A 3454-nucleotide genomic window follows, 5' to 3' on the forward strand; every position below is an offset into this window, starting at 1 on the left:
AGCTGTTGTTGAAGGATTGAACAACAAGATCCGTACTGCATTCAAGCGTTCATATGGGTTCAAGGCACAGGAGTACAGGGATACGATCATATATCTGGTGGCAGGAGGATTGAGGTTACCCCCAGAATGTTAAAGAGATCCAAATTTTCTAAGAAAATCATCAGGCTGTGGAATTCCTATGGCAAATCAAGAGGAAATTAGAAAACCTCATATACCAATGTTATTGGCAACATTATAAACCTTTCGGCACTCAGTATTTTCAATAAGAAACCATCTAAATTAATGATATTTTTACAACGTTTAATTTCTGCCATAACCTGATGCATAAGTAATAAATACTGTGGTGTGTTATAGTATAATATAGTGATGTATAATGCCCACGACAATACAGGTAAGTGAGAAGTTACAAAAGGAATTGTCAAAACGTAAGTTGTATAGCAAAGAGACCTATGAAGAGGTAATCTGGGATCTTATAGAAGACTCACACGAACTAGACGAAGAAACAAAGAAAGAGCTTGCTCAGGCTCGTCAGGAGATCAAAGAAGGCAAGTACCATACATTGGAAGATGTAAAGAAGGAACTGGGCTTTTGACATACCAAGTGATATTCTCTGATCTTGCTCTTAAGCAATTGAAAAAACTTGACGGACAAATCAGACAGAGAATAATATCAACACTTGAGCGGATAAGGATAAGGCCGGATAAGTATGTCAAGAAACTCGTTGGTGATGAAGGATACAGGCTTAGGGTGGGAAACTACAGGGTGATCTTGGACATCGACCAGGAAAAACTGATAATTCTGGTATTAAGAATAGGTCATAGGAGGAGTGTTTATGATTCGTAAGTTAGTTCATTGCTTTCCTGTTACCTTTATTCAGAGTTCGATTGCCACCATGGAAACTCTTCTGGATAAAGACGTAATGATCCAAATCAGTGAAAGCGATCTGGATATCGAGGAAGGAAAGGTGAGAAATGTCAGAGACTTTCTTAAGGAGCTCTGACGCAAGCATTGATGCTCTGTCAAGAGTGTGAAGATGATACCGAAAAATGAACTTGAAGAGAAACTCAAGTTCTTCAATGCTGAGAACAATCGGGACTGGAAACTATAAGGGTCGTTTCTCTCACAAGAGGTGGAGTGAATTTCATATGGCCCACCAAAGAGAAAAGTTTTGGTTGGAAGGGAAGAGTATGTCAAGACAATTATCAGAGCTTATGAGAACATATCAGCGAAATTCACGGTTTTGAACATGGTTTCAGACTTATAAAGAGGCATCGTGATTGCGGAGCTTGAATTACTCTAGAAGGTCAGTGGATGTATTTGAATTTGAAAATGGTCTAATCAGGAGAGAACGGGAGTACTATGACCATATTCTCTGGTTAGAATCCAAAGACAAACAATAGAAGAAAATCCAGAAATATGCAGCAAATTCGACACAAACGAAGTTCGTAAAATGGATCGGTCTGGAATTTATTAATGTTTTAAGGGGATACTATGATTTCTGATTAACTATAACGGCTCAATATAAAGATAAAATTTAACCGTAAAATGTTTATATGGTATAAAAATCAATATTCATGGTCAAAACCACCATTAACCTTGATGAAGATATATATGCAGAAATAGTTAAGGAATCCATTGAAAAGTACGGTAGCACAAAGAATATTTCTAAAATCATCAATCAGCATCTCAGGGGCCGGATGAACTATAAGGGAAAGCGGAAGAGCAGAATCACTTTCAAGGTCAGTGAGAATCTTTCATCACTTGACGCAGACAGTGAAATAAGGGCTGGATGGGAGGAGAACAACAAATGAGAGTGTTTATAGACACAAATGTTCTGGTGTATGATACCATAGAGAATTCGCCTCACCATACCAGGGCAAGTGAGCTTATCGACAGTTCCGATGATCCCATAATAAATTCGCTTTCAATTGTTGAACTTGGTTTTGTTCTTCCCAGATATGGAATAGATAATGATAATGTTAGAAAGAAGATTGATGAATTATTGCATAGTGAATATTTCACCATATCCTGGCTTTCTGGAAGGACCATGGGGAAGGTAACCAAGTTCATGGTTGAAAATAACTTAAGTTTCAGAGATTTCAACGATTGGATAATAGCTTATGATGCATATTCGCGGAATATACCTCTGGTTACATTTGACAAAATACTGTATAATAAATGCAAGAAGCTTAGCATTCAAGTTATTGAGATATAGTTTGACGGACGGATCGACATGGATTTGATCGATGCTTTAAGGGAATATTATTTTCTCGAGCTTCCGCACTAGATCCGATGAGAACCTTCATAATACACACCTTATGCGAAGTTTACACAATAGGCATTCTAGGAAAACGTCCCCCCAGACCTCTATCGGTTATTTCACATCAGTTTTAGATCGGCACATCTGCTCTCTATGTAACATGAAGACTTTCAGCGTGAGTATCATTAGCAAAAGGACTCCAGGTGTTATAAAGAGCATAGGCAATTTGAAACCCACCAAATTCAGGAAACTGACTCCCAGGATAGGCATGACTACCATCATGAGCATCATGGTCGATGTGAAGTAGCTGTTCGCCACGTTTCTTTCATCCATAGTAAATGATCGACCAATTGAAAACATCGCAACAGGCATGCCCAGACCATGGGGCATTCCAAGAATAATAAAGGCTATCGCATAAATCAATATACTGTTGCTTAAGAAAACTCTCATTAGCCCAAGTATTGAAATGGACAGGTGAAGCAAGCCGATTACTGGTATAAATTTACCACTCTTACACTGGTTTCATTCTTTAGGTTAATTTTAACATTGAGTATTTTTTACCACTTTTCCCTTACGGTAGATCCAGATGTTTACAGGCTCTGATTTTATAGTTAATTACTAACATTTTATACTTATAACAATTATACATTCATAGTTAAACCCGAGATGTACAGAATTGAGAGGAAGATGCCGGAGGACGATCTGAACAGACTCATTAAACGCCTTGAGAGAAGCACAAAGATATTGAAGAGACTTCTTTTCATAAGATACAGGTATGATGGCGATTCTGTTGAATCTGCTGCAAAGAGAATCGGCAAAACAAAGATGATGGGTTATTCATGACAGAGGAGATGGAATCAGGATGGATAAAAAGGCCTGATACCAAGATATGCCAGAAAAGGCCCGTCAAAGATGTCTGAAGAACAGAAGGAATTGCTGGAGGAGAAACTTAAAAATGGACAATACACCACAGCACAGGTCAGGAATATCATAATGGAACAGTTTGGAATTGAGTATACAATGAAACAGGTATGGGTCATGATCTGAGCCCCTTAATTTTGGACAGATATTCTCTCTTCCAATGATACATCTTCTTTCAACCTCCTTCTCTTTTCAATCCTGTTCTTCAATATTCTCTCCTCCTTTCTTTTCCTCTCTTCCACAAATTCTTTCCTGAAATTCTCATCACCATTC

General features: G+C 38.1%; 8 protein-coding genes and 1 pseudogene. 8 read left to right on the top strand and 1 reads right to left on the bottom strand.

Going from position 1 to position 3454, the window contains the following annotated elements:
• The 6 genes and pseudogenes from ACNF42_RS08490 to ACNF42_RS08515 form a co-directional block, all read left to right on the top strand.
• A pseudogene (locus tag ACNF42_RS08490) lies at positions 1–133 on the top strand (ISL3 family transposase); the annotation flags it as partial.
• Between the two features lie 240 nt (positions 134–373).
• Positions 374–592: a hypothetical protein gene (locus ACNF42_RS08495; protein WP_443340338.1), complete on the top strand. Its 219-nt coding sequence runs from the start codon at positions 374–376 to the stop codon at positions 590–592.
• Positions 589–843, top strand: coding sequence for a type II toxin-antitoxin system RelE family toxin (locus ACNF42_RS08500; protein WP_443340339.1), 255 nt, complete (start codon positions 589–591; stop codon positions 841–843). Before ACNF42_RS08495 ends, ACNF42_RS08500 begins: the two co-directional genes overlap by 4 nt.
• Positions 833–1000, top strand: coding sequence for a hypothetical protein (locus ACNF42_RS08505; RefSeq protein ID WP_443340340.1), 168 nt, complete (start codon positions 833–835; stop codon positions 998–1000). The genes ACNF42_RS08500 and ACNF42_RS08505 overlap by 11 nt, the downstream gene beginning before the upstream one ends.
• 574 nt (positions 1001–1574) lie before the next feature.
• Positions 1575–1811, top strand: a complete 237-nt coding sequence (locus ACNF42_RS08510; protein ID WP_443340341.1) for a hypothetical protein — start codon at positions 1575–1577, stop codon at positions 1809–1811.
• A complete protein-coding gene (locus tag ACNF42_RS08515; RefSeq protein WP_443340343.1) occupies positions 1808–2215 on the top strand; it encodes a PIN domain-containing protein in 408 nt (135 codons plus the stop codon). Before ACNF42_RS08510 ends, ACNF42_RS08515 begins: the two co-directional genes overlap by 4 nt.
• Before the next feature lie 159 nt (positions 2216–2374).
• Here the strand turns inward: ACNF42_RS08515 and ACNF42_RS08520 are convergent, their stop codons facing one another.
• The gene (locus ACNF42_RS08520; protein WP_443340344.1) at positions 2375–2743 is read right to left on the bottom strand and encodes an MFS transporter; all 369 of its coding nucleotides are present in this window, start codon (positions 2741–2743) and stop codon (positions 2375–2377) included.
• A gap of 183 nt (positions 2744–2926) precedes the next feature.
• Between ACNF42_RS08520 and ACNF42_RS08525 the strand changes: the two genes are divergently transcribed.
• Together ACNF42_RS08525 and ACNF42_RS08530 are read left to right on the top strand one after the other, a co-directional pair.
• Positions 2927–3103: a hypothetical protein gene (locus ACNF42_RS08525; RefSeq protein WP_443340345.1), complete on the top strand. Its 177-nt coding sequence runs from the start codon at positions 2927–2929 to the stop codon at positions 3101–3103.
• 69 nt (positions 3104–3172) lie between these two features.
• Positions 3173–3307: a helix-turn-helix domain-containing protein gene (locus ACNF42_RS08530; RefSeq protein WP_443340346.1), complete on the top strand. Its 135-nt coding sequence runs from the start codon at positions 3173–3175 to the stop codon at positions 3305–3307.
• Positions 3308–3454 lie beyond the last annotated feature (147 nt).

The sequence above is a fragment of the Cuniculiplasma thermophilum genome, assembly GCF_052315355.1.
Taxonomy (GTDB): Archaea; Thermoplasmatota; Thermoplasmata; order Thermoplasmatales; family Thermoplasmataceae; genus Cuniculiplasma.